At 61.8% G+C, this 19,948-nt stretch carries 29 protein-coding genes; 26 read left to right on the forward strand and 3 right to left on the reverse strand.

The window, feature by feature from the left end; all coding sequences use genetic code 11:
• Positions 1-7: 7 nt before the first annotated feature.
• From rpsN to rplQ, 16 genes are all read left to right on the forward strand, one after another.
• A complete protein-coding gene (gene rpsN / locus DEIPE_RS14900; RefSeq protein WP_015236799.1) occupies positions 8-277 on the forward strand; it encodes a 30S ribosomal protein S14 in 270 nt (89 codons plus the stop codon).
• A 179-nt stretch (positions 278-456) separates the two neighbouring features.
• Complete coding sequence (rpsH, locus tag DEIPE_RS14905) at positions 457-858, forward strand: 30S ribosomal protein S8 (protein ID WP_015236800.1); 402 nt, start codon at positions 457-459, stop codon at positions 856-858.
• Between the two features lie 9 nt (positions 859-867).
• Positions 868-1,425 carry a 50S ribosomal protein L6 gene (gene rplF, locus DEIPE_RS14910; RefSeq protein WP_015236801.1) on the forward strand — a complete coding sequence of 186 codons (558 nt, stop codon included), beginning with the start codon at positions 868-870 and terminating at the stop codon, positions 1,423-1,425.
• On the forward strand, positions 1,425-1,754 hold the full coding sequence (rplR, locus tag DEIPE_RS14915) for a 50S ribosomal protein L18 (RefSeq protein WP_015236802.1): 330 nt from the start codon (positions 1,425-1,427) through the stop codon (positions 1,752-1,754). Before rplF ends, rplR begins: the two co-directional genes overlap by 1 nt.
• The gene (rpsE, locus tag DEIPE_RS14920) at positions 1,744-2,250 is read left to right on the forward strand and encodes a 30S ribosomal protein S5 (RefSeq protein ID WP_015236803.1); all 507 of its coding nucleotides are present in this window, start codon (positions 1,744-1,746) and stop codon (positions 2,248-2,250) included. The genes rplR and rpsE overlap by 11 nt, the downstream gene beginning before the upstream one ends.
• A complete protein-coding gene (gene rpmD / locus DEIPE_RS14925; RefSeq protein ID WP_015236804.1) occupies positions 2,247-2,414 on the forward strand; it encodes a 50S ribosomal protein L30 in 168 nt (55 codons plus the stop codon). The genes rpsE and rpmD overlap by 4 nt, the downstream gene beginning before the upstream one ends.
• Positions 2,411-2,869, forward strand: coding sequence for a 50S ribosomal protein L15 (rplO, locus tag DEIPE_RS14930; RefSeq protein WP_015236805.1), 459 nt, complete (start codon positions 2,411-2,413; stop codon positions 2,867-2,869). Before rpmD ends, rplO begins: the two co-directional genes overlap by 4 nt.
• 94 nt (positions 2,870-2,963) lie before the next feature.
• Positions 2,964-4,274: a preprotein translocase subunit SecY gene (gene secY / locus DEIPE_RS14935; protein ID WP_015236806.1), complete on the forward strand. Its 1,311-nt coding sequence runs from the start codon at positions 2,964-2,966 to the stop codon at positions 4,272-4,274.
• On the forward strand, positions 4,271-4,861 hold the full coding sequence (locus DEIPE_RS14940) for an adenylate kinase (protein WP_015236807.1): 591 nt from the start codon (positions 4,271-4,273) through the stop codon (positions 4,859-4,861). The genes secY and DEIPE_RS14940 overlap by 4 nt, the downstream gene beginning before the upstream one ends.
• A 52-nt stretch (positions 4,862-4,913) precedes the next feature.
• The gene (infA, locus tag DEIPE_RS14945; protein ID WP_015236808.1) at positions 4,914-5,165 is read left to right on the forward strand and encodes a translation initiation factor IF-1; all 252 of its coding nucleotides are present in this window, start codon (positions 4,914-4,916) and stop codon (positions 5,163-5,165) included.
• 163 nt (positions 5,166-5,328) lie between these two features.
• Positions 5,329-5,442, forward strand: coding sequence for a 50S ribosomal protein L36 (gene rpmJ, locus DEIPE_RS23225; protein WP_015236809.1), 114 nt, complete (start codon positions 5,329-5,331; stop codon positions 5,440-5,442).
• Positions 5,443-5,447: 5 nt separating this feature from the next.
• Positions 5,448-5,828: a 30S ribosomal protein S13 gene (rpsM, locus tag DEIPE_RS14950; protein WP_015236810.1), complete on the forward strand. Its 381-nt coding sequence runs from the start codon at positions 5,448-5,450 to the stop codon at positions 5,826-5,828.
• Positions 5,828-6,217, forward strand: a complete 390-nt coding sequence (gene rpsK / locus DEIPE_RS14955) for a 30S ribosomal protein S11 (protein ID WP_015236811.1) — start codon at positions 5,828-5,830, stop codon at positions 6,215-6,217. Before rpsM ends, rpsK begins: the two co-directional genes overlap by 1 nt.
• 7 nt (positions 6,218-6,224) lie before the next feature.
• Entirely contained in the window at positions 6,225-6,842 is a 618-nt protein-coding gene (rpsD, locus tag DEIPE_RS14960) for a 30S ribosomal protein S4 (RefSeq protein WP_015236812.1), read from the forward strand.
• An 11-nt stretch (positions 6,843-6,853) separates the two neighbouring features.
• Complete coding sequence (locus DEIPE_RS14965; protein ID WP_015236813.1) at positions 6,854-7,825, forward strand: DNA-directed RNA polymerase subunit alpha; 972 nt, start codon at positions 6,854-6,856, stop codon at positions 7,823-7,825.
• Between the two features lie 73 nt (positions 7,826-7,898).
• Complete coding sequence (rplQ, locus tag DEIPE_RS14970) at positions 7,899-8,249, forward strand: 50S ribosomal protein L17 (RefSeq protein ID WP_015236814.1); 351 nt, start codon at positions 7,899-7,901, stop codon at positions 8,247-8,249.
• Between the two features lie 242 nt (positions 8,250-8,491).
• On the opposite strand, the gene DEIPE_RS14975 is transcribed toward rplQ, so the two are convergent.
• Positions 8,492-9,592 (reverse strand): IS4 family transposase, encoded by a 1,101-nt coding sequence (locus DEIPE_RS14975; protein ID WP_015231253.1) that lies wholly within the window; start codon positions 9,590-9,592, stop codon positions 8,492-8,494.
• A gap of 210 nt (positions 9,593-9,802) precedes the next feature.
• Here DEIPE_RS14975 and DEIPE_RS25290 point away from each other — a divergent pair, with 210 nt between their 5' ends.
• On the forward strand, positions 9,803-9,925 hold the full coding sequence (locus DEIPE_RS25290; protein ID WP_015236815.1) for a hypothetical protein: 123 nt from the start codon (positions 9,803-9,805) through the stop codon (positions 9,923-9,925).
• Between the two features lie 48 nt (positions 9,926-9,973).
• On the opposite strand, the gene trxA is transcribed toward DEIPE_RS25290, so the two are convergent.
• Positions 9,974-10,300 (reverse strand): thioredoxin, encoded by a 327-nt coding sequence (gene trxA / locus DEIPE_RS14985; protein WP_015236816.1) that lies wholly within the window; start codon positions 10,298-10,300, stop codon positions 9,974-9,976.
• Between the two features lie 130 nt (positions 10,301-10,430).
• On the opposite strand from trxA, the gene DEIPE_RS14990 reads away from it, so the two are divergent.
• The 4 genes from DEIPE_RS14990 (at position 10,431) to DEIPE_RS15005 (ending at position 13,835) form a co-directional block, all read left to right on the forward strand.
• On the forward strand, positions 10,431-10,766 hold the full coding sequence (locus DEIPE_RS14990) for a DUF309 domain-containing protein (RefSeq protein WP_015236817.1): 336 nt from the start codon (positions 10,431-10,433) through the stop codon (positions 10,764-10,766).
• Positions 10,767-10,974: 208 nt separating this feature from the next.
• A complete protein-coding gene (locus DEIPE_RS14995; protein WP_015236818.1) occupies positions 10,975-11,571 on the forward strand; it encodes a LabA-like NYN domain-containing protein in 597 nt (198 codons plus the stop codon).
• Positions 11,572-11,626: 55 nt separating this feature from the next.
• Entirely contained in the window at positions 11,627-12,646 is a 1,020-nt protein-coding gene (plsX, locus tag DEIPE_RS15000; RefSeq protein WP_015236819.1) for a phosphate acyltransferase PlsX, read from the forward strand.
• A 70-nt stretch (positions 12,647-12,716) separates the two neighbouring features.
• Positions 12,717-13,835, forward strand: a complete 1,119-nt coding sequence (locus tag DEIPE_RS15005; RefSeq protein WP_015236820.1) for a mechanosensitive ion channel family protein — start codon at positions 12,717-12,719, stop codon at positions 13,833-13,835.
• Between the two features lie 101 nt (positions 13,836-13,936).
• Here the strand turns inward: DEIPE_RS15005 and ftsH are convergent, their stop codons facing one another.
• A complete protein-coding gene (gene ftsH, locus DEIPE_RS15010; RefSeq protein WP_015236821.1) occupies positions 13,937-15,736 on the reverse strand; it encodes an ATP-dependent zinc metalloprotease FtsH in 1,800 nt (599 codons plus the stop codon).
• Between the two features lie 151 nt (positions 15,737-15,887).
• Here ftsH and DEIPE_RS15015 point away from each other — a divergent pair, with 151 nt between their 5' ends.
• The 5 genes from DEIPE_RS15015 to DEIPE_RS15035 all read left to right on the forward strand — a co-directional run bounded on the left by DEIPE_RS15015 (position 15,888) and on the right by DEIPE_RS15035 (position 19,832).
• A complete protein-coding gene (locus DEIPE_RS15015; protein ID WP_015236822.1) occupies positions 15,888-16,382 on the forward strand; it encodes a DUF4384 domain-containing protein in 495 nt (164 codons plus the stop codon).
• A gap of 115 nt (positions 16,383-16,497) precedes the next feature.
• Positions 16,498-17,022 carry a YfiT family bacillithiol transferase gene (locus DEIPE_RS15020; RefSeq protein ID WP_015236823.1) on the forward strand — a complete coding sequence of 175 codons (525 nt, stop codon included), beginning with the start codon at positions 16,498-16,500 and terminating at the stop codon, positions 17,020-17,022.
• A gap of 165 nt (positions 17,023-17,187) precedes the next feature.
• Positions 17,188-18,612, forward strand: a complete 1,425-nt coding sequence (gene rimO / locus DEIPE_RS15025) for a 30S ribosomal protein S12 methylthiotransferase RimO (RefSeq protein ID WP_041230929.1) — start codon at positions 17,188-17,190, stop codon at positions 18,610-18,612.
• Between the two features lie 120 nt (positions 18,613-18,732).
• Entirely contained in the window at positions 18,733-19,086 is a 354-nt protein-coding gene (locus DEIPE_RS15030) for a LytS/YhcK type 5TM receptor domain-containing protein (protein ID WP_041230930.1), read from the forward strand.
• Entirely contained in the window at positions 19,083-19,832 is a 750-nt protein-coding gene (locus DEIPE_RS15035; protein ID WP_157448891.1) for a GGDEF domain-containing protein, read from the forward strand. The genes DEIPE_RS15030 and DEIPE_RS15035 overlap by 4 nt, the downstream gene beginning before the upstream one ends.
• Positions 19,833-19,948: the final 116 nt, after the last annotated feature.

The following is a 19,948-nucleotide window of genomic DNA, read 5'->3' on the forward strand; positions in this document are numbered from 1 at the left end:
GAGCCTCATGGCGAAGACAAGCAAGATTGCCAAGCAGAAGCAACGCGAGAAGATGGTGGCCAAGTACGCCGAGAAGCGCGCCGCGCTCAAGGCTGCGGGTGACTACCAAGGCCTGGCGGAGCTGCCCCGCGACGCGAGCCCGGTGCGCCTGCGCAACCGCTGTGAAATCACCGGCCGTCCGCGTGGCGTGTCGCGATTTTTCGGCGTCTCGCGCATTGTGATGCGGGAAAAAGCGCACAAGGGCGAACTGCCCGGCGTCAAGAAGTCGAGCTGGTAAGGACTCGGATACGAACCGCGCAGATGCACGGTGATCGTCCGGCCTCCTGAAGCCACAAGACAAGAAACCATAAGCAGTCTCTTGGGGATGCTTTCAACGCCTGCACGGCAAGCTTGAAAGTTTCCCCTCCAGCCGGAGCGCCGCAAAGTCTGCGGAGGAGGCTCCGTGCGGAGGAAGTAATGCTGAGCGATCCAATCGCTGATATGTTGACGCGCATTCGCAATGCGACGCGTGTTCACAAGGAAAACGTGGACGTGCCGGCCTCCAAGTTCAAGGAGGAACTCGCCAAGCTGCTCGTGCGCGAAGGTTACATCGCGTCGGTCGAGCGTGTGCGCGACGAGGGCACCAAATTTGACGTTCTGCGTCTTGGTCTCAAGTACGGCAATAAGCGCGAGCAGGTCATCAAGCACATCGAGCGCATCTCGCGCCCGGGACGCCGCGCTTACGTCAGCCACGAAAACCTGCCCCGCATTCACAAGGGTCTCGGCCTGGCGGTCGTTTCGACCTCCAAGGGCCTCATGGCCGACCGTGAAGCGCGCAAAGCAGGCATCGGCGGCGAAGTCATCTGCGTGTTGTGGTAAGGAGGCGTCATGTCGCGCATCGGTAGACAACCCATCACCGTTCCGAGTGGCGTGAATGCCACCATCGAGAACGGCCTGTTCCGCGTCAAGGGGCCCAAAGGCGAACTGCAGGTTCCCTTCAACCCCGCTCTCAATGTTCAGCAAGATGAAGGCGGTATTGTCGTCACCCGACCGACCGACCGACCCGAGCACCGTTCACTGCACGGCCTCACCCGCACCCTGATTGCCAATGCGGTGCAGGGGGTCAGCAACGGCTTCACCATCAACCTCGAGCTCAAGGGTGTCGGCTACCGCGCCCGTCTCAACGGTCGCAACCTCGAAATGACCATCGGTTACAGCCACCCGGTCATCATTGAGCCGCCCGAGGGCGTCACCTTTACGGTTCCTGAACCGACCCGTATCGACGTGAGCGGCATTGACAAGCAGCTCGTCGGTCAGGTGGCTGCGAACGTGCGCAAGGTCCGTAAGCCCGATGCCTACCACGGCAAGGGTGTGCGCTTCGTCGGCGAGAAGATCGCCCTCAAGGCCGGTAAGGCGGGCGCCACCGGCGGGAAAGGCAAGAAGTAATGTCGAGCATCCGTCGCAAACTGCGCAACCGCAGCAAGGTAATGACAGCCGCCCAAGGCCGCCCGCGCCTCAGCGTGTTCCGCTCCAGCAAGTACATCTATGCCCAGGTGATCGACGATGCCTCCGGTGTCACCATCGCCCAGGCAGGTGGCAAGGCGCTCAAGTCGGGCAGCAAGTCTGACACGGCCGCCGCCGTTGGCAAGGCCCTCGCTGAAGCGGCCGCCGTCAAGGGTGTCAAGCAAGTCGTGTTCGACCGTGGTCAGTACAAGTTCCATGGTCGTGTAAAAGCGCTGGCGGACGCCGCGCGGGAGGGTGGCCTTGACTTTTAACCGTCGCAACGACCGTGATCGCGCCGAGCGCGAAAGCGAGTTCGAGGAGAAGATGATCTCCATCAATCGCACTGCCAAGACTTACCAGGGTGGTCGCCGCTTCCGCTTCGCGGCCCTGGTCGTCATTGGCGACCGCAACGGCCGCGTGGGCATGGGGATCGGTAAAGCCAAGGAAGTACCTGTGGCCATCGAGAAGGCCAAGTCGGTCGCCCGCAAGAACCTGATCCAGGTTCCGGTGCAGAACGGCACCATTCCCCATGACATCGTGGGCGAGAGCACCCGCAGCCGCGTGCTGCTCAAGCCAGCAGGTCCGGGTACCGGCGTGATCGCTGGCACCGTGCCCCGTTCGATTGCCGAGCTTGCGGGCATCACCAACCTGCTTTCCAAAGAATTGGGAAGCCGCAATCAAATCAACGTCGCCTATGCGGTGTTCGACGGCCTCAAGAACCTTCGGACGCCCGCCCAGGTCAAGGCGCTCCGGGACGGTGCCGCATGAAGGTGACCCTGAAGCGCAGCCTGATCGGCCGCCCCAAAGAACAGATCGATACCGTCAAGGCCCTCGGTCTGCGCCGTATCGGCGACTCGCGTGAAGTGGCCGACAACCCGGCCCAGCGTGGAATGGTCGAGAAAGTCAAGCACCTGCTGGAGGTTTCCGAGTGAAGCTCAACGATCTCAAACCATCAAACGGCTCGCGGCGTGAGCGTAAACGCGTCGGGCGCGGTCCGGGCGGTACTGACAAGACCGCCGGTCGCGGCCACAAAGGTCAGAAGAGCCGCAGCGGCGCTGGCAAAGGCCAATTCTTCGAGGGTGGTCGTAGCACGCTGATCTCGCGCCTGCCCAAGCGTGGTTTCAACCACGTCGGCACCATTTTTGAAGTGGTCAACCTGAGTCAGCTTGAGTTGTTCGAGGCCGGCGCGACGGTCGATCGGGCCGCACTTGAAGCTGCGGGGCTGGTGCGCCGCGCAGACCGTCCTGTGAAGCTGCTCGCCCGTGGTACGGTTTCGGGCGCTTACACCCTGCATGTCGACGCGGCTTCATCGGCGGCCGTGCAGGCCATCGAGGCGGCGGGCGGCTCGGTCGTTCTGCCCACGACCAGCGCCGAACAGGAAGGCTAATGACCAGAGAGGCCCGTTGTTCGGGTCGGGCGGCGAGTCATCGCCGCCCTCTCTCGCATTGGCAGATCACGACGTTTAAGGGCGGAGGGAGATAATGCTGCGCGCTTTTCGTGATGCGCTCCGGGTGCCTGAGCTTCAACGAAAAATCATCTTCACGCTGTTGCTGCTCGCGGTTTACCGGCTGGGCAGCGTTATTCCTACCCCGGGTGTCAACTCGGCTGCGCTGGCGCAGGAGAATTCGGGTGGGTTGCTGGGACTTGTGAGCCTGATATCGGGTGGCAATCTGGCGCAGTTCTCCATTTTTGCGCTGGGAGTACTGCCTTACATCACGGCCAGCATCATCATTCAGCTGATGACCACCACCGTGCCGGCGCTGGAAAAGCTCTCCAAAGAGGGCGAAGAAGGCCGCAAGAAGATCAACCAGTACACCCGGTATTCGGCCATTGCGTTGGGCGCCGTGCAGGCCCTATTCTTCTCGGTAGCGTTCGTGCAGGCCGAGGGGGGACGCTTTTTGTCGCCGGGCTGGGAGCCGGGGCTGGAGCTGACCCTGATCATTGTGCTGACGCAAGTGGCGGGTGTCGCTTTCACGCTCTGGCTCGGTGAGCGCATCACCGAGGTCGGCATCGGCAACGGGATCAGCTTGATTATTTTTGCGGGGATCGTTGCGGCGTACCCACGCGAAATCACTGCGACCGCCGAGTTGCTGCGAAACGGCTCAGTATCGATCCTGGCCATTCTCGGCTTTGCCGCGATCCTGCTGGCGACCGTGGCAGCCATCGTGCTGGTCTACCAGGCCGAGCGTCGCATACCCGTGCAATACGCCCGTAAGCAGGTAGGCGGGCGCACCTATGGCGGACAGCAGACCTATCTTCCCATCAAGCTCAACCAGGCCGGGGTCATTCCGGTCATTTTTGCCGGAGCACTGTTCACGCTGCCGCAGATCCTGCAAGGAGCCTTGCAGGAGCGGTCGCCCGGTGCGGCTGACTTTATCCAGCGTTGGCTGTCGTTGGGATCCCCCACCGGAATCGCCGTGGAAGTGCTCTTGATCATCGGCTTCACGTATCTGTACAACAGCGTGCAGTTCGATCCAAAACGGATCGCCGAGAACCTCCGCGAGTCGGGTGGATTTGTGCCCGGTGTGCGCCCCGGCACGCCCACTGCGGCCTACATGGGACACATTTCCAGTCGCATCACCTTGTGGGGAGCGTTGTTCCTGGCGGTCTTGACCGTGCTGCCACAGGTAGTACGCACGCTGACCGGAATTCAGACGTTCCAGTTCTCCGGTACCGGCCTGCTGATCATCGTCGGTGTGGCGCTTGACACCCTCAAGCAGGTGGAAGCACAGCTGACGGTTCGCCGGTACGACGGCTTTATTTCCAAGGGCCGTCTGCGGGGGCGCCTGTGACCAACCGACTGGATAACCGTAGCCAGAACCATGCGGTCATTTTTCTTGGACCTCCGGGTGCGGGAAAAGGCACTCAGGCAGAGCGGCTGGCCCGCAATTACGGGCTTGTCAAGATTTCAACGGGCGACATCTTGCGCGACCACGTGACACGTGGGACCGATCTTGGCTTGCAGGTCAAGCCCATCTTGGATGCTGGCCACCTGGTCCCTGATGACATTTTGATTGCCCTGATCCGTGACAAGTTGGCCGGCCTGGAACGGGTGCGAGTGATTTTCGACGGCTTTCCTCGGACGGTTGCACAAGCGCGCGAACTTGATGTGTTGCTTGAGGAGCTCGGGACCCCAATTGCGGGCGTTCCCCTGCTGGAAGTTCCTGACGCCGAACTGATCGCGCGCATCGTGTCGCGGGGTCGTGATTCGGGGCGCAGTGATGACACCGAAGAGGTGGCGCGCCGACGGCAGGAAGTGTACCGCGAGCAGACCCAGCCGCTGATCGAGTATTACTCGAGCCGTGGCCAGTTGCAGACCGTCGACGGGGTTGGCGACATGGACGAAGTTTACACGCGCCTGCAAAACGTCCTTGCCTGAGGCGGGAGTGCGTGTTAACATAGCTTTTGGCTTTTAGAAGCCTGGAGGACGAGTGGCGAAACGACAACTTCGGGAACCGCGGAAAGAACGAAAAGATTCCGACACCGTTCGGGCTGAGGGTGTGGTACTAGAGGCACTGCCCAACACTACCTTCAAAGTGCAGCTTGATGGCGGTCAGGAACTCCTGGCGTACATCTCAGGGAAAATGCGAATTCACTACATTCGCATCCTGCCTGGAGACCGCGTGGTTCTCGAAATCTCGCCGTATGATACGTCTCGCGGTCGCATCGTCTACCGCAAGTAAGGTGCAAACGCGGCAGATCTGAAGCGAGAGATGAACACAGGCCCAGGTGGGCCATTCAGAGTGGTGCTTTCGGGCGGCGAGGTTGCCGGTCCCTGGCAAGAGATTCCCGACTGTGGGGGTCGAGCGCTGCCAAGCTCAAGCGAAGGCGGCGCGAGGAGGAAGAATGAAAGTTCGCAGTAGTGTCAAAAAGATTTGCGACAAGTGCAAGATTGTACGTCGCCATGGACGCGTGCTCGTGATTTGCGAGAACGTGAAGCACAAGCAGCGTCAGGGGTAAGTGGTATGGCTCGTATTGCTGGTGTGGACCTTCCCCGCGAAAAGCGCGTTGAAATCGCGCTGACCTACATTTATGGAATCGGCTTGACCCGCGCCAAGGAAATCCTGGGCCGCACGGGCGTCAATCCCGATACCCGCGTCAAGAACCTGACCGAAGTCGAGCAGGCCACCCTTCGTGAGGCTGTCGAGAAGACCTATAAGGTCGAAGGCGATCTGCGCAGCGAAATCGGTCAGAACATCAAGCGCCTGATGGACATTGGCGCTTACCGTGGCCTGCGCCACCGCCGTGGTTTGCCCGTTCGCGGTCAGCGTACCAAGACCAACGCCCGTACCCGCAAAGGTCCACGTAAGACCGTCGCTGGGAAGAAAAAGGCGGCGAGGAAGTAATGGCAAGACAGCAAAAAGGCAAGACGCGCCGCGTCCGCCGAAATATCTCCGCAGGACGTGCGTACATTCACGCCTCCTACAACAACACCATCGTCACCATCACCGACCTCGAAGGAAACTCGGTTGCCTGGTCCTCGGGCGGTACCATCGGCTACAAAGGCAGCAAGAAGGGCACCCCCTACGCTGCACAGCTGGCCGCCGCTGACGCCGTGAAAAAAGCCCAGGGCTTCGGCATGGGCATCGTTGACGTGATCGTGCGTGGCTCGGGCAGCGGCCGCGAGCAGGCGATTCGCGCCATCCAGGCGAGCGGTATTGACGTCAAGTCCATCATGGACGACACCCCGGTGCCCCATAACGGTTGCCGCCCCGCCAAGAAGAACAGGGCCTGAGGTCTACATGGGTCGTTTTTACGGATCAATCACCAAGCAGAGCCGTCGTGAGGGCATCAACCTCGCCGAGACGGAAAAAGTCCAGAAGTACCTTGACCGCCGTCCTTACGGCCCCGGCCAGCACGGCCAGCGCCGCAAGGGTCGCCCGAGCGACTACAGCGTCCGACTGCGTGAAAAGCAGAAGCTGTCACGGCTCTACGGCGTGAGCGAGAAGCAGTTCCGTAACCTCTTTGAGGAAGCGGCCAACGTGCCGGGCGTCACCGGTACGGTCTTCTTGCAGCTGCTGGAACGCCGTCTCGACAACGTCGTGTTTCGTATGGGTCTTGCGAGTACCCGTCGCCAGGCGCGCCAGTTCGTGGGTCATGGTCACATCCTGGTCAACGGCAAGGCCGTTGATATTCCCAGCTACCGCGTCAAGATCGGCGACGAAATCAGCGTGGCAGAAGGCAGCCGTCAGATGGGTTTCATCCAGGAGAACATGGAGGCCACCAAGCGCCGCCGCGTCAGTCCCTGGCTGGCCTTCAACCCTGAAAGCTTCTCAGGCACCTTTGTGCGCCTGCCGGCCCGCGAAGATCTCGCGCTGCCGATCAACGAGAACTTCATCATCGAGTATTACTCGCGCTAAGAGAGGTGTGCGTGGAAACGAAGCGACCGCAGCTCAAAGCCCGTGTGGACGGGAATTACGGCGAGTTTACGCTCGAGCCGCTCAAACGCGGTTACGGTGTGACCATTGGCAATCCCCTGCGCCGTATCTTGCTGTCCTCGATTCCTGGGACGGCCGTGACCAGCGTCTATATCGAGGATGTGCTTCACGAGTTCTCGACCATTCCTGGAGTGCGTGAGGACGTCATCCAGATCATCCTCAACCTCAAGGAACTCGTGGTGAAATTCCACACACCCGGTCCCAAGACGCTGACGCTGCGCGCTCAGGGCGAGGGTATCGTGCGGGCCGGTGCCTTCGAGGTCCCCAGTGACGCCGAAGTTGTGAACCCCGACCTGGTGATCGCCAACCTTGCCGAGGACGGCAAGCTGGTAATGGAAGTGCGTGTCGAGCAAGGTGAAGGGTATCTGCCTGCCGACAAGCACGCCACGAAGGACCGGATCAACAGCATTCCCGTCGACGCGGTCTTTACTCCGGTACGCCGCGTTGCTTACCACGTCGAGAATACCCGCGTGGGTCAGCAGACTGACCTCGACCGCCTGATCATGCGCGTGTGGACCGATGGTTCACTTGATCCCCAGAGCGCGCTTGATAACGCTGTCGATTTGCTGCGCGACGAGCTCAGCGTTTTTGGTAACGTCGAGACCGTTGCTATGCCGGAGCGGGTGCCGGAAGTGGTGCTGGAAGTGGCGAGTCCAGCGGGGCCGGCAGTCATCACTACCGATCCTGGCTATGCTCCGACCAGCGAGCCCCCCAAAGTCACGCTTGAGGGTCTCGGTCTCACCACGCGCGTGCTGCACTCGCTCAAGGAAGAGGGTATCGACAGCGTGGACGCCCTGTGCGCGCTGAGCGACCGTGACCTCAAGAAGGTGCCGGGCATCGGCGAGCGTTCGCTCGACGAGATCAAGGCCCAACTCGCCCAGTTCGGTCTGGCCCTCAGAGACTAACTATCTGTCGAAGTGAAGGTTTCCTTCGCTTCGTGCCCAGTCGGGATCCGCCCCTGGGCCAAAGGAGAACATCATGCGTCACGGCAAAGCCGGTCGCAGACTCGGTCGCAACAGCAGCTCCCGCCGTGCCCTGGCCACCGCCCAGGCGACGGCCCTGCTGCGCGAAGGTCGCATCCAGACGACCGAAGCGAAGGCCAAGGAACTGCGTCCTTACGTGGAAAAACTCATCACCACCGCCAAGAGCGGCGACCTGCACGCTCGCCGTGTGGTTGGCCGGGACATTCAGGACAAGGAAGTCCTCAGCAAGCTCTTCAGCGAGATCGCGCCCCGGTACGCCGAGCGTTCCGGTGGTTACACCCGCATCCTAAAGGTGGGCGTGCGTCGCGGAGACGCGGCCCCCGTTGCCTTGATCGAACTGGTGTAATACCAACCGACGGTCATTTCGAAGCACCTGAGAACACCACTCAGGTGCTTCTTCATTGCCGCAACCTCGTTGCTGCATAAACTCACTTTGTTCAGCGTCGACTGCTTCGTTTTTCTTGGTCGTCAATGTAACTTGGTACAAGCAGGACCATCGTCATCATCGCGTTCCCGAAGTATTACTTGAAGGTGAACGACGAAAGCGCAAGACAAATTCACTGATTCGCGCGTGGACTGAAGGTGCCCTCAGTACCCCACAACTTGGATTGAGTGGTGTGCTGGAGCGGGAAAAGGCTGCATGACAAGCGCCAAAAGTGTCAGGCAGTCACTCGTGTCCCAACGCAAAGAAGCGGAAAGAAGCTCCAGGCCGTACCTGACGAGGCTCACTGCACGGCGTCCGTGTTTTTTGCGTTTGATGGGCCGCTGCTGGTGACACCACACGCCGACACGCAAACACCATGCCAAAGCCAGCGTGACTACCCCGAACAAGCGTTCCAGCCGATCCGGCCTGGTCATGGCACTCGCCTCCAGGTCGAAGCCTCTGGATTTCTGAGTGCTGAAGGTACACTCCACGGTCCAGCGCAAACGATACACCGCCCGCGTCTCGTCGATCTTCAGGTCGGTCGCCAGGGCGAGCAGTTCCCCGGCGTCGGTGCGGGTGACGACCAGTTGCATGACGTTGCCGTACACATTCGCTTTTTCGAGCAGCGCGACCACTTGTCCGGGCTGCACGTACCCCCAGCCCTCGTCGAGCCGCACGTCGTCGATCCGAGCGTCACCTCGGATGCGCAGGCAGCGTTTGATGCCGCGCCGCCTCAGAAACGTGAACCACGCCGCCCCGACGAACTCACGGTCGGCAACCAGAACACGCCACCGCTTCGCGGGCAAGACCTTGAGAAGTTGAGCGACCAAACGCTCACGCACTCCGGTGTCGCTGCTACCCCCGTGCGGCAAGGCCATCCACACGAGGGGCAAGGTGAAGCCTTCAAGCACTACGCCCAGCACAAGGAGGTTCAGGTCGGCTTCGCCGTGTTCCCAGTTCGTGCGGTCCATGGTCATGACCAGCTTCTCGTCGGGCAGCAGTGGCACGAGGAGCTTCAAGAAAACGTCGCGATCGAGCTGAGGGTCGTGTAGGCAGCGCTCGACTCGGCGCAGCTTGCTGACGGCACCGACTGTGCCGGGCAGATGGAGGGCAAGCTGGGCGTGCTTGGTCGAGCGAGCTTGAATCAGGGCGGTGACGACGTCGGCGAGGCGTTGCAGGGTATCTCGGCGTAGGAATGGCAGATGGTGCTTGATGACCTCGCCGAGCTTGGTAGGATCAGCCAGAGCGGCTTCTTGGAGCGACACACTCCCTTGATGCCGCTCTTCTTGTGTCTACGCTGCGATCAAATCGCCCTTCAGGACGTTACCCGAACCAAGTTGTGGGGTACTGAGGAAGGTGCCTCATTTGAACCTTGCCTGCTGCGAACGCTCATGTGGGCGCGGGCTGACTTCGCATGCGCGGCTCACGGTGCTCAGACGAGCACGCACTATGTTGACCTCATTCAGGAGGTCGCGATGAGCCCTTTCACCCTTCTTCTCGGCTTGGCGGCGTTGTCCGTGTTGCTTGTGCTGCTTCTCAGTTTCAGTCCACGAGCGGACGACATTCTCGAGCGCTTGTTCGGCGCCCGCAAGAAATAGACAACAAGCGAGGGGACTGCACACGCAGTCCCCTCGCTTGTTGTCCGTTTACTGCAATACGCCCAGGTGTTTGTCGAGCAGCTTTTCGAAGGACCGCTTGGGTTGCGCACCCACCACGCCTTCAACGGGTTGACCGTCTTTAAAGAGAATCAACGTGGGAATGCTCATGACGCGGTACTGCATGGCGGTGCCCTGATTGTCGTCAACGTTGACTTTGCCGACCTTAACGCGTCCTTCGTACTGCGAGGCGAGTTCTTCCACAACGGGAGCGATCATCCGGCAAGGACCGCACCAGGGAGCCCAGAAATCCACCAGCGTCAGGCCGCTTTCGATCTCGTTTTTGAAGTTGGTGTCCGTCAGTTCGATCGGTTTCATAAGGGTATTATGCGCCGCTGCGCTCAGAGGATTCGGATGCGGATTTCGTTTCGGCTTCACGTGCCCTTGCCCTGGGTTTCATGGCCCCCGCGCTGGAGCATACTGCAACAAGAGGGGGCCGGAGGCGGACATGAGGACAGAACTGCGTGAGGGAGCACGTCTGTTCAACGAAGGACGGTACTGGGAAGCGCACGAAGCCTGGGAAGCGTTCTGGCGGACGGCAACGGGGAACGAGCGGATATACGTCCAGAGCTTGATTCTGCTGGCGGCTGCGTTGCATAAGCGTTGGGTCCACGGACGCCTGACACGGCGAAACTACGAAAAAGCCCTGAGGTATCTGTCGGCCTTGCCCGATGAGTTTGATGGGGTCAGGTTGCAGGTGCTGGCCCGCGAAGTCGAAGAGGCCCTGGAGGACTGTCGCGTGCGCCCGCGTCTCCCATTGTTACCCGAGCACGGTGACTCTTAAGGTTTCGGGCAGGTGACGCGGTGTGTGCTTGAGTGGACGAAAGAGCCCCTGTATGCTGGAAATGAACGCGACTTGTGTCAGCAACGTTTGAGCTGGCCGTGCCAGTTTTGGATTTGGTTACCCGGCCAGTTCGTGGTGGAGCACGTTTCCAGAGCGGTCATCGTCGTTCTGTTTTCAACCTATTGACAGTTATTTTTGGAGGCAAGTCATGGAACGAATTGCACTTTTTATTGACGGGGCGAATGTCTATGCCGCGGCCAAACGCCTGGGCTGGAATTTCGATCACCGTAAGATCCTCGAACACTTCGCGTCCTTCGGACGGCTTTACAATGCCTTTTATTACACGGCCGTGCCTTATCCGATGGACGACAAGCAAAAGCGCTTTATCGACGCACTGACCTATATGGGATACACCGTGCGCACCAAACCGCTGCGTGAACTGACTGACGACGCAGGGGAGACACACCGGCGCGCCAACCTCGACATCGAACTCGTGACCGATCTGCTGTCGACCGTCGACCTGTACGACAGCGCGGTCCTGCTGACCGGCGACGGCGACTTCGAGCGCTCCGTCGAGGTGCTGCGCAGCAAGGGAAAACGGGTGATTGTCGCTTCGATCCCCGAGATGACCAGCTATGAACTGCGCAATGTCGCCGACGAATACGTGGATCTCAAGGACATTCGTGCCAGCGTGGAGCGGCCCGGCTACCGCCTGCCAAGCGAGATGCGTGGCGCGGAGGCCCGCCCCTTTTATCTCAGTGTTCCCTTGGGCGAGGAAAGCGATGAGGAGCGCACCGAGCGCTGAGCGGTTACGTGTGACCGTCCGTCCTCGTCCACAGTTGATGCCGTAGGATTGAGCAATGAGTGAACGAAGTGATTCCCTGCCCATCGTGCTCGACGCGATGGGCGGTGATGCTGGCGCCGCTCCCAATGTCGAGGGAGCGGTGGCCGCGGCGCGTGCGGGCGTGCGGATTCTGTTGGTTGGTGATCCGGTACGTCTGCATGCCGAGCTGGGCAAGCACGAGGCGTCGGCGCTTTCGCAGGCGGGGCTGCTGGAAGTCGTTGCCGCCACGGACGTAATCGGCATGGACGAGCACGCCTCGGATGTGCGGGGACGCGGTGAGGCCAGCATCAACGTCGCGGTGAAATTGGTCAAGGACGGTCGGGGTGCGGCGGTAGTGTCGATGGGACACAGTGGGGCCACCATGGCCAGTGCACTTCTGACGTTCGGCCGCATACCAGGAGTGGACCGTCCGGCCATTCTCAATCATGTTCCCACCCTGAAGGGTTTCGGGGTGCTGCTTGATGTCGGTGCCAATACGGATGTCAAGCCGCAGTACCTGGCGCAATGGGCGAGGCTGGCCAGCGTATACCTGCGGGTGGTCGAGGGCCGTGAAAACCCCAGCGTAGGCCTGCTCTCCATTGGAGAGGAAGAGCACAAGGGGAACGCGCTGGTACTGGAGGCCCACGCGTTGCTGCGCGGGTCAGCAGACCTGAATTTCTACGGCAACGTGGAAGGCAAGGACATCTTCAAGGGCACCACGGACGTGGTCGTCACAGACGGCTTCACCGGCAACGTGGTGCTCAAACTGGCTGAGGGAGAGGCCAAAGTGCTCTTTACCTGGGTGCGTGAGGCGTTGACGAGTTCATGGCGAGCCAAGCTGGGCGCCCTGCTCGTGCGCGACGCCCTCCGTGAAATCGCCGACCGGGTGGATCCCAGTGCCTACGGTGCGTCGCCGCTGCTCGGCCTCCGGGGGCTGGCCTTTATCGGGCATGGCAGCGCTGACGCCCGGGCAGTCAAAAACGCCTTGCTGCGGGCCGCCCGGGCCCGTGACGCCGCGCTGCTCACGAAGCTGGCAGGCGCTCTGCAACAGGTTTGAAGGGTTCTCTCATCATGCGCCGCTACCTTGGTGCGCGTTGTCCGAGCAGCGTGTTCGGGCGGAGGTGAAGGTGCTTGATATCGTGATGGAAACGCTTGGCCGGCCTGGAACCTGGCTGGTGCTGGTGCTTTATACGGTCGTGCTGCTGGGTGTGTGGCGCATTGGCATGAACATGCTCGAGTTGCTGGAGCCCCGCGTGCCCGTCTCGGTGGTGCGTGTCTTGCGGGTGGTCTGGAGCGTGGGATCGGCGTATGTCCTGGCGGCATTGATTGCGCAGGTCATCAAGCTGCCGTACGAGCCGCTGTACTCGCATGGGCGTGAAATCGCCGAGTGGTTCCGGGAATCTGCCGGACGAATTGTGGCGGTCCTGGTGCTCGCCTTCGTTGCCTGGAATCTGGTGTCGGTCGTATCGTCGAAAGTGGTTCCTGGAGGTGAGTTTTCACGCACCAGCGTGCGCATTGCCACCCTCAAGAGCGTGGTAGAGTCGGCGTTGCGCGCCACAATCATGGTTGTGGCGCTGGTGACCGTGCTCGACAACATCGGTGTGCGGACGGGGACCTTGCTCGCGGGCGTCTCGGTGCTGGGCCTGGCGGTATCCTTTGGCGCCCAGAGCCTGATCAAGGATGTCATCACCGGTTTTTTTGTGCTGCTCGAAGATCAGTACGGGGTGGGCGACGTGATCACCGTCAACGGTGGTACGCTCTCGGGAAACGTGGAGCGCATGAACTTGCGTTTTACTGCCCTGCGTGCGCTGGACGGTACCCTGCACATCATACCCAACGGCCAGATCAATACCGTCAGCGTCATGAGCAAAGACTGGTCACGGGTGGTGGCGACCGTGGGCCTTCCGCCCACGGCCGACGTCAACGGCGCGTTGACGCTGCTGGAGCAGGTTGCGCGTGAACTGCATGCCGACCCGGCATGGGGATACCGTTTCCTGGAAGCACCGACCATTGATGGGGTCTCGATGCTGACACGGGACGGCTTCGAGGTGCGGGCGCTGTTGAAGGTGTTGCCCAAAGAGCAGTGGGCGCTGGGGCGCGAGTTCAACCGTCGCATGAAAATGGCCCTAGACGACGCCGGCATGGGTGGATTGCGCCCGCAACTGATGGTCGTCCGGCAGGAGGGTGCAAACACAGACGCCGGAGCGGCGGGCGCTCTGGGCGTGCCTTCGCCGGGCACGATCTGATCCGCCGCTGGTTTTAAGGCTGCATGCCGCCGTGATCTGACCTCGCGGACCAAAGGCACGGCTCGTCTGTGGCCGTGCCAGGATCGAGGAACGGAACGCGATCAGGCGCTGCTGGTCGGTCGGGACTTGGGGGCAGGCAGGGCGTCAAGCGTCCCTCCCGCCAGAAGGGTTGAAAATTCCTGTCCGCTGAGCGTTTCCCGAACAAGCAAAGCGTCGACCGCTGTGTGGATCTTCGCGAGGTGCTCGATCAGCAGCGCCTTGACGCGAGCATACTGCTCGTCGATGATTCGTTTGACCTCGTCGTCGATGGCCTGCGCGGTGAGCTGGCTGTACGGCGCACGTTCGGTGAAGCCGCCCAAAAACGTGTCGTTTTCGCTCAGATTGGCGACTTTGCCCAGACGCTGGCTCATGCCCCATTCGGTGACCATTTTGCGGGCGATGTTGGTGGCTTTCTGAAAATCACTCTGGGCCCCGGTGGTGATTTCGCCAAAGGTGACTTCTTCGGCGGCCTGTCCGGCCAGCGCCACGGCGATGGTGTCCTCCAGCACCTCACGGGTGTAATGAATCCGGTCGGTGGGCAGGGGCAGCATGTAACCGGCCGCGCGCCCACGCGGCACGACGGTGAGCTTGTGAACCCGGTCGGCGTGCGGCAGCAGCTGCGCCACCAGCGCATGCCCCACCTCGTGGTAGGCGGTTACCTTGCGGTCGTGCTCGGGCACCAGGCGGCTCTTGCGCGCCGGGCCCATCAGCACCCGGTCCGCGGCGTCGTCGAGGTCGGTCATGGTGATGCGTGTCCGTCCGTCCCGTGCCGCCAGCAAAGCGGCTTCGTTGAGCAGGTTTTCCAGGTCCGCCCCCACCATGCCAGGCGTGCGCTGCGCGACGACGCCCAGATCGACGCTGGGATCGAGGGGTTTTTTGCGGGCATGAATCTTGAGGATGTACTCGCGGCCGCGCACGTCCGGGGCGTCCACCACCACCTGCCGGTCGAAGCGGCCGGGCCTCAGCAACGCCGCGTCCAGCACGTCCGGTCGGTTGGTGGCGGCCAGGATGATGATGTCGTGCTTGCTTTCGAAGCCGTCCATTTCCACCAGCAGCTGGTTGAGGGTCTGTTCGCGTTCGTCGTTGCCGCCGTTGAAGTTCATGCCACGTTTGCGTCCCACCGCATCGATCTCGTCGATGAACACGATGCAGGGCGCGGCTTTCTTGGCTTGCTCGAACAGATCGCGCACGCGGGCGGCGCCGACACCGACGAACATCTCGACGAAGTCACTGCCGCTGATCGAGAAGTAGGGCACCCGGGCTTCTCCGGCGACGGCTTTGGCCAGCAAGGTCTTGCCGCTGCCGGGAGGACCCACGAGCAGGATGCCGTGGGGAATGCGGGCCCCCAGCTGGTGGAAGCGTTCGGGCGACTTGAGGAACTCCACCACTTCCTGCAGGTCCGCTTTCGCTTCATCACATCCCGCCACGTCGGTAAACGTAACCTTGACCGAGCCTTCCGCGAAGACGTGCGCTCGGGAGCGCCCAAAAGTATTGCTCGCCCCACCCGAAGCCGCGCCGCGCATGCTGCGCCACATCACGAACAAAAACAGCCCAAGCAGCACGATCGGCAGAAGCTGAAACACCCAGGCGAAAGGTGAGCGTGCGCTCCGTACGTTCACTTCCGCCCCGCTTTCCCGGATGCGCGTCAGGAAGTCGGCGGTGGGCGGCACGACCGTGACTTCACGGCGGTCACCAACCAGCGTCACGGTGGCGTTGCCGTTGCCGTCGAAACTCACTTCCCGAACCCGCTTGGCGTCGAGGTCCCGCAGGAGCTGCCCCACGGTGTAGTCCTGCGCGACGGCACTTCCCCACAGCAGAAGCACCAGTGAAAGCAGTGAAAATAGGCGGCGCATATGCTTCATGCTACGGTGCGCGGGCACAACTGTGTCCGGCCGCGCTCGCAATTCAAGGGACACCCAAGGCCTTGCTTCAGCGGAAAAATTGCGCTCACAGCCACCCGTGCCTTCAGAAAACCATCAGCCGATGGTCAGACCTGACCGCTATGCTGCGCGCATGAACAAGGCCCTGTTACTCACAGCCCTTTCTCTCGGCCTGAGCGCCTGCACGGTCTCGGTCCGTCCGGGCGTGACCGTGGTTTCGGCTGCGCAAGCCAACCTCATTCAAAACTTCCAGCCGTCGCGCGGCGAGGGCAGCAGCTATTTCGTGGGAGAGAGCGTTTCGTTTCGTTTTTCTTCCCGTACCGCCGGTTACCTGACCCTGGTCTCACTCGATCCGAACGGTCGGGGCAACGTGTTGCAGCAGAACATCTACGTTCCTGCGGGAACGACGGTGCTGCCGCGCCCTTCGGACCGCGTCACTTTCGACCTGACCCCACCGCGTGGTCTGCAGCGTGTCCGCGCCATTTTCACCACCGTGCGGCCCACCACCCAGATTGTCTTCAGCGGGCAATACGACCGTGGCGGCTGGAATACCTACACCGACTCGTATGTGCAGGGCTACGGTCCTGAGCAGCGCGACGTCTATGAAACTTTTTTCTATATCCGCTGATTTGGACGGCAGGATGGGTGGTCGCTCGTGGGCGACCACCCATCCTCTTTTTGTGGCTTGTCGGCCCGCGCCTTTCCCACGACTCCACAATGAACGCAATTCCGTATAACAGGGTATGACCGACGAACGTTATCCTCTCGGCCGTTTCCAGCCCAGCCTGTCGTACAGCCCCGTGCAGCGAAGTGACCTGATCGGGCAGCTGCGGGAGTTGCCCGCCGCGTTTCGGGCAGCCGTCTCGGGCCTGAGCGACGAACAGCTCGACACGCCGTACCGGACCGGCGGCTGGACGGTACGACAACTCGCACACCATCTTCCCGACAGCCACATGAACGCCTACATTCGCATGAAGCTCGCGCTGACCGAAACCGATCCTGTCATCAAACCTTACGATGAAGTGCGCTGGGCAGAGCTACCTGACAGCCGCCTGCCGACCGAGGGCTCCCTACGGCTGCTCGAAGCGCTTCACGAGCGCTGGGTCGGGTTGCTCAGTCAGCTGGAAGAGGACGCCTGGTCGCGCCACTTTGTCCATCCGCACCAGGGTGAAGCCACCACGCTCGCCGGAGCACTGGCTTCTTATGCCTGGCACGGGCGGCATCACCTGGCCCACGTCACCGCGCTGCGTCAGAGTCGGGGTTGGTAAAGGCTTTGCCTGGTTCAGGCGAGCTGTCCCAGACTTCCGTTCCCCGGAACAGCGCCCGGATGGAACGTGTTTCCTCGCGTCATGCCATGGTGCCGGGCCCACGTTTCCTGAAGCGTGCCTCAAGCCCCCTTCAGGGTTTCTTGAGGATGTAGAATGCTCGCTTGTATGACTGTCAGTGGCGAGCCCCAAGTGAACGCGAAAAAAGTCGGTTTCATCAGCCTGGGCTGCCCCAAGGCGCTGGTGGACAGCGAACGCATCCTGACGCAGCTGCGGGCCGAGGGCTACCACATCGCGCCGACCTACGAGGAGGCTGACACTGTCATCGTCAACACGTGCGGCTTCATCACGCCGGCTGTCGAGGAAAGCCTCAGTGCCATCGGGGAGGCGCTTGACGCGACCGGGCGTGTGATCGTCACAGGGTGTCTGGGAGAGCGGCCCGAAACGATCCGCGAGCGGCATCCCAAGGTGGCTGCCATCACGGGCTCGCAGGACGTCGAAGGCGTCATGAGCGCCATTCACGAGTTGCTTCCCCCCGACCAGAATCCCTTCACCAGCCTGATTCCGGGCATGTCGGGCGGCGAAGTCAAGCTCACACCACGTCACTACAGTTACCTCAAGATCGCTGAGGGTTGCAACCACAAGTGCGCCTTTTGCATCATTCCCAAGCTGCGCGGTCTGCAGGCTTCGCGTGATGCGGGCGAAGTGCTCTACGAAGCTTTTCGCCTGATTGCCAGCGGTACGCGCGAACTGATGGTGATTTCGCAGGACACCAGCGCTTACGGCATCGACGTCCGTTACCGCGAAAGCGAATTCCAGGGTAAGCAGGTTCGTGCCCACCTGCTCGACCTGGCCGTCAAGCTGGGCGAGATGGGCGCCTGGGTGCGCATGCACTACGTGTATCCCTACCCGCACGTCGATGAAATCGTCAAGCTGATGGCGCAGGGCAAGATTCTGCCTTACCTGGACGTGCCGCTGCAGCACGCCAGCCCGGAGGTGCTGCGACGTATGCGCCGCCCCGGCGCGGGCAGGCAGCTTGACACCATCCGGCGCTGGCGGGAAATCTGCCCGGACCTGACCATCCGCTCGACTTTTATCGTCGGTTTTCCCGGCGAAACCGAAGCAGACTTCCAGCTGCTGCTCGACTTCCTCGAAGAAGCCCGCCTGGACCGGGTGGGCGCCTTTCCCTACAGCGAAGTCGAGGAGGCCGACGCGACCCACTTCGAGGGCCGGGTGCCCGAAGCCGTCAAGGAAGCCCGCCTTGCCCGTTTTATGGAAGTCGCGCAGCGCATCAGCGCGGAGAAACTGCAGGAAAAAGTTGGTCGGACCCTCGAAGTCATCATCGACGAGTACAACGACGACGAAGGCGACCTCAGCGGCACGCGCCTGATCGGCCGCACCAAAGGCGACGCCCCTGGCATCGACGGGCAGGTCTATCTGTATGCCGGCGAACTGGCCGGTCAGGTAAAAATCGGCGACATTGTGTCTGCCCGCATCGAGGATGCCGACGAGTACGATTTGTTCGGCGAGGTCACGGCGCTGTTGCCGTGGCAACCCAACGTGCCGCAGCTGGGCGCCCTCGTCAAGCACTGACACACCCATCGGGCGCCGGGCTCCACCGGTTCCTGGGCGAGACACGCGCTTCATGGGGTGTAAGAACACCGTCATTGTCGCTGCGGCAAGCTGGGGTGGGAAAGGTGGCACCACACGACCGTGTTCGATGGCCTGCTGATCAACTTTGCGCTGCTGATCGCGTCGATGTGCGTGGTCAGCCTGACGTACAACCGGGTCGAGGACATCGAATCACCGTCGCTGCGGGTGTGGCGCTGGTACCTGTGTGTGGGCACTTCGCTGCTGCTGGGCCACACGGTGCCCATCGGTCACGGCGTGCTGTTTGACTTTCGGGCCGTGCCCATCGCGCTCATCAGCCGCCGTGGAGGAACCTTCTGGGGGCTCCTCGCTGCCGCGTGCGTGATTGCCTACCGGCTCTACCTGGGAGGAGAAGGTGTCCTGGTCGCAGTTCTCAATGTGCTGCTGTGCTGCTGGTGGCTTTGGTGGCCGGCGTGACGACCAACGCGGCGCGGCGTCACGAAACCAATCTGTACCGGGTCTGGCGGGGACCGCTCACGATCTTTTTTGTCGGTAACATTCCAGTGTTTCTGGCGCTGCATGCCACCGGTGTGGGACTGGCCGCGTCGTTCGGGGTGTACGTCGGTGGCAGCCTGCTGGGCGCGGGGGCCATGATCGCCGCGCACGTGGTCACGCAGACCCGCATCAACCTGGTGCACTACGCCGCCGTGCTGGATCGCCATGCGCACACCGACACCCTGACGGGAGCCTTCAACCGCCGGCAGTTCAACGCGGACACCGAGCAGTTACCCCCGTCGGCTTTTCTGCTGCTGCTGGACATCGACCATTTCAAGCGCATCAATGATACCTACGGGCACGATACCGGCGATCAGGTGCTGGTCGCCGTGGCACGCGCACTGCGCGAGCATGCCCGGCCTGCTGACCGGGTGTACCGACTGGGCGGCGAAGAGTTCGCGGTGCTGCTCTGTCCCTGCGAGGAGGCTGCCGCACCGGTCGTGGCCTCCCGCCTGCGCGAGGGCGTGGAAGGCAGCGTCGCGTCGCTGGCCGGGCTGCCTTCCGAACGAATCACCATGTCGGGCGGACTGGTGCCCCTGGGCGCCGACCGTCGTCAGGCCCTCCGACGGGCCGACGCCCTGCTGTACCAGGCAAAAAGGAGTGGTCGCAACCGGGTCGTCCACGAAGGACCGGGTGAAGTCGGGCGGACGCTCGCTCCAGCCACATGAGCAAAGCGAACGCGCCTGACAGGCTGACCCGCGATGCGTGCACACCCGGGTTGGCCCGCCACGCTAAGGTGGATGGTGTGTGCCGATGGCCGGATCACACTGCAGGAACCCTGGCA

The organism is Deinococcus peraridilitoris DSM 19664, assembly GCF_000317835.1.
GTDB lineage: Bacteria > Deinococcota > Deinococci > Deinococcales > Deinococcaceae > Deinococcus_A > Deinococcus_A peraridilitoris.

Bases quoted from the DNA above. Each gene is read 5' to 3' on its own strand.
- rpsN (WP_015236799.1), top strand. From the start codon at position 8: ATGGCGAAGACAAGCAAGATTGCCAAGCAGAAGCAACGCGAGAAGATG.
- rpsH (WP_015236800.1), top strand. From the start codon at position 457: ATGCTGAGCGATCCAATCGCTGATATGTTGACGCGCATTCGCAATGCG.
- rplF (WP_015236801.1), top strand. From the start codon at position 868: ATGTCGCGCATCGGTAGACAACCCATCACCGTTCCGAGTGGCGTGAAT.
- rplR (WP_015236802.1), top strand. From the start codon at position 1,425: ATGTCGAGCATCCGTCGCAAACTGCGCAACCGCAGCAAGGTAATGACA.
- rpmD (WP_015236804.1), top strand. From the start codon at position 2,247: ATGAAGGTGACCCTGAAGCGCAGCCTGATCGGCCGCCCCAAAGAACAG.
- secY (WP_015236806.1), top strand. From the start codon at position 2,964: ATGCTGCGCGCTTTTCGTGATGCGCTCCGGGTGCCTGAGCTTCAACGA.
- rpmJ (WP_015236809.1), top strand. From the start codon at position 5,329: ATGAAAGTTCGCAGTAGTGTCAAAAAGATTTGCGACAAGTGCAAGATT.
- rpsM (WP_015236810.1), top strand. From the start codon at position 5,448: ATGGCTCGTATTGCTGGTGTGGACCTTCCCCGCGAAAAGCGCGTTGAA.
- rpsK (WP_015236811.1), top strand. From the start codon at position 5,828: ATGGCAAGACAGCAAAAAGGCAAGACGCGCCGCGTCCGCCGAAATATC.
- rpsD (WP_015236812.1), top strand. From the start codon at position 6,225: ATGGGTCGTTTTTACGGATCAATCACCAAGCAGAGCCGTCGTGAGGGC.
- rplQ (WP_015236814.1), top strand. From the start codon at position 7,899: ATGCGTCACGGCAAAGCCGGTCGCAGACTCGGTCGCAACAGCAGCTCC.
- DEIPE_RS25290 (WP_015236815.1), top strand. From the start codon at position 9,803: ATGAGCCCTTTCACCCTTCTTCTCGGCTTGGCGGCGTTGTCCGTGTTG.
- trxA (WP_015236816.1), bottom strand. From the start codon at position 10,300: ATGAAACCGATCGAACTGACGGACACCAACTTCAAAAACGAGATCGAA.
- DEIPE_RS14990 (WP_015236817.1), top strand. From the start codon at position 10,431: ATGAGGACAGAACTGCGTGAGGGAGCACGTCTGTTCAACGAAGGACGG.
- DEIPE_RS14995 (WP_015236818.1), top strand. From the start codon at position 10,975: ATGGAACGAATTGCACTTTTTATTGACGGGGCGAATGTCTATGCCGCG.
- plsX (WP_015236819.1), top strand. From the start codon at position 11,627: ATGAGTGAACGAAGTGATTCCCTGCCCATCGTGCTCGACGCGATGGGC.
- ftsH (WP_015236821.1), bottom strand. From the start codon at position 15,736: ATGAAGCATATGCGCCGCCTATTTTCACTGCTTTCACTGGTGCTTCTG.
- DEIPE_RS15015 (WP_015236822.1), top strand. From the start codon at position 15,888: ATGAACAAGGCCCTGTTACTCACAGCCCTTTCTCTCGGCCTGAGCGCC.
- DEIPE_RS15020 (WP_015236823.1), top strand. From the start codon at position 16,498: ATGACCGACGAACGTTATCCTCTCGGCCGTTTCCAGCCCAGCCTGTCG.
- rimO (WP_041230929.1), top strand. From the start codon at position 17,188: ATGACTGTCAGTGGCGAGCCCCAAGTGAACGCGAAAAAAGTCGGTTTC.